General features: G+C 63.3%; 4 protein-coding genes and 1 other annotated feature. Of the genes, 2 read left to right on the top strand and 2 right to left on the bottom strand.

What is annotated here, in order from left to right; genetic code table 11:
- On the bottom strand, positions 1–129 hold a 129-nt coding region (locus AB0J67_RS40380), incomplete at its 3' end, for a helix-turn-helix domain-containing protein (RefSeq protein WP_363490998.1).
- Between the two features lie 137 nt (positions 130–266).
- Complete coding sequence (locus tag AB0J67_RS40375; RefSeq protein ID WP_363490994.1) at positions 267–1484, bottom strand: MFS transporter; 1218 nt, start codon at positions 1482–1484, stop codon at positions 267–269.
- 188 nt (positions 1485–1672) lie between these two features.
- Between AB0J67_RS40375 and AB0J67_RS40370 the strand changes: the two genes are divergently transcribed.
- Both AB0J67_RS40370 and AB0J67_RS40365 read left to right on the top strand, forming a co-directional pair.
- Positions 1673–1987 carry a transposase gene (locus AB0J67_RS40370; protein WP_363490996.1) on the top strand — a complete coding sequence of 105 codons (315 nt, stop codon included), beginning with the start codon at positions 1673–1675 and terminating at the stop codon, positions 1985–1987.
- Positions 1942–2055 (top strand) — a sequence feature (AL1L pseudoknot). (Overlaps the previous gene by 46 nt.)
- Positions 2056–2074: 19 nt before the next feature.
- Positions 2075–2671, top strand: coding sequence for an IS3 family transposase (locus AB0J67_RS40365; protein ID WP_363490992.1), 597 nt, complete (start codon positions 2075–2077; stop codon positions 2669–2671).
- The last annotated feature ends 167 nt before the right edge of the window (positions 2672–2838 follow it).

The following is a 2838-nucleotide window of genomic DNA, read 5'->3' as shown; positions in this document are numbered from 1 at the left end:
GTTCATCCAGTTGCGCAGGCAAGACTCGGAGATCCCGAGCTCCTTGGCCAACTGCGAGACGGGCCGGTCCTTCAACCGGGCCAGCTCGACTGCCCTCTGACGGAACTCGGCCGGGTGTGGTGCGGGCATTCGAACTCCTTCCCCGGGTGACAGTGTCACCTCAGGATCGGTGTCCGGAGAACCGGGTCAAGCTCAGTTTGAGTTTGAATGACCCTCAGTCACCGAGCATGGACCAGCACCTCATGAACAACGCTCTCAGATGTCACCTATCGGTGCAGCAAACGCGCCTGATCGCGTTTGGCCCTCGCATCACGCGAGGCACCGGTCACCGTGTAGCCAAGCGCCAGTAGTACCCCAAGTGCTGCCAGTGCCAGCCACAACGCCATGGGCTGAGTCGAATCCAACAGCACGCCACCGCCAATCGGAGCAACGAATTTAGCGAGTGTGTAACTAGTCGCCGCCACACCTTGATAAGTGCCGCGCAATGCCGGAGGCGAGAGCTCGGCCAGGTAGGTGCCATGGATCGGGGCATTGAGCATTTCGCCTGCCGTCCAGATTGCTACCGAAATCATCAGCATGGGAACCGAATCGGTTATGGCGACAGCGCCCATACCACATCCGATTAGAATTGCCGCCACCGCCAATATTGGCGTTCGACGTCGTCCCGCTATCAACCCCGGCACGAACAACTGGCCAATTACGATCATGATCCCATTGACTGCAATAATCCATCCAAAATCCGCCACATTCAATCCACGCTGATTTAAGGCGATCGGAATAAGTTGGGACGATTCAATGATCACCCAGAGTCCGAGGTTCAGTGCAACGAACGCCATAAAGACCCGGTCTCGGAAGACGACTCGGATGCTTCCGCCTGCCCGGGATTCTCTGGCGGCACCAGAGCCCGGCCGCGTCTCCGGAACTAGCCTGAACACGATCGCAGCCATTATCAACAGAGCTGCGGCATTGAGCGCGAATGCTGTGAAGTGTGGAGTTAGGGCGAGAGCTCCGGCAAGTATCGCGGATAAAGAGAACCCTAAGTTGGTGGCCCAGTAGTTCAGATTGACACCACGTAGTCTTACGGTCGGCTCAAGTATATCAATCATGGCTGCGTTGAATGCGGGTCGACCGAAGCCATTACAGAACCCGTATAGAGCTACGAGTGTGCCAACCGTCAACGGGTCATTAACCAGTCCTAGCGCGCCCGCAGTCAGCGCCATCGCGATGTTGGCGACCAACAGCGTAGCGCGACGACCGTAGCGATCGGCGATCACTCCACCGAGGAGTGAGCCGATCGCCATACCTCCGCCGAACAGGCCGAGAATGAGGCCGGCGAGCGAGGCGGAGAAACCATACCTTGTCACCATGTGCATTTGAAGGTATAGCACGATGAATGCGCCCGACCGGCTGATCACCGTACCGCACCAAAGATACCAAAAGGCTTTAGGCAGCCCTCCCACCGTCTTGTGGAGCCAAGCCCGCATGCCACACTCCCGACCCGTTCACTTCATCGTCCCTACTTGTACGGAACAGCCGGTGGTGTGGTTCGCCGAAGTGTGCTGGGTTACTGCCGGATCGTGGCGGGTGTTGCTCCGACAACAGGGGACTGAGGTTCCTCCGGTGGCCCGGAGACTTTCGATCATGGTCTGATAGGCACTGAGCAGGAGATTCTCTGTGCCCGCGCCCTCGCAAGTGCCCGGTAGAGCTGCGTCAGTGCGCTGTGCGGCTCTACCGGGAGTCCGGCCCCGAACCGGTCATAAAGCGCCTGGCCGGGCAGGTCGGCGTGCATTCCGAGGCGCTGCGCAACTGGATCCGCCAGGACCAGGCCGACCACGGTGAGTGCTTCGACCAGCCGGCCACCGCCGAGGCCGAGGAGCTGCGCCGGCTGCGCAGAGAGGTCGCTGAGTTGTGCAGAGCCAACGAGGTCCTCAAGGCCGCCTCGGCTTTTTTCGCCTCGGAACTCGACCCGACCCGGCGACGGTCATGACGCTCGTGACCGAGCTGCGCGACCGCTTCGGGGTCGAGCCCGTCCTCCGGGTCCTGCAGGTCGCCCCGTCGACCTAGTACGGCTGGGGTGGCCCGCGAAGCCGACCCCGGGCCGCGGGAGGTCGAAGACCGCGGCCTGCTGACCGAGACCGTCGACATCCACGACCGGTCCGGGCAGACCCACGGCAGCCCACGCGTGCACGCGACCCTGGCCCGCCGCGGCATCCGCGTCTGCCGTAAGCGGGTCGAGCGGCTGATGCGCACCCACGGTCTGGCCGGGGCGTTCCGGCGCCGGGGCTGGCGCGGCGGCTCCACCCGGCAGAACCCGAAAGCCGACCCGGCGCCGGACCCGGTCAACCGGGACTTCACCGCCGGCGCCCCGAACCGGCTGCGGGTCGCCGACGCGACCCGCATCGTCACCGGGCAGGGCGTGCTGTGGCTGGCCGCGGCCCGCGACGCGTTCTCCAACCGCATCATCGGCGGGAAGACCTCCGACCGGTGCGACACTGACTCGTCCTCGGCGCGCTCGAATACGGGATCTGCTCACGCGACGTCCGCGACCGGCGAGTTGATCCACCACAGCGACCGCGGACCGACCTACACGTCGATCAAATTCTCCCAACGCCTGGCGGACAACGAAGATCCTGCCCTCGACGGGATCCGTCGGCGACAGCCACGATTGTGAGACTGATAGCTGCCGGTAGGCGGCCTGACTCTTGCTTACGACTGACCCCGCAGTCTGGGTGTCCTTGCTGTTGATCTGTCGTCTGCCCGCCGGCGCACCACCTCGCGGTGCTGGCCGGGCGGGCAGTGACCTTATAGCGCCTCTGTGTGTCAAGGGGCCGCATCGAC

The organism is Catellatospora sp. NPDC049609 (assembly GCF_040675365.1).
Lineage (GTDB): Bacteria > Actinomycetota > Actinomycetes > Mycobacteriales > Micromonosporaceae > Catellatospora.
Note: the sequence above shows the minus strand (reverse complement) of the source record. Positions and strands in the feature narration are given on the sequence as shown.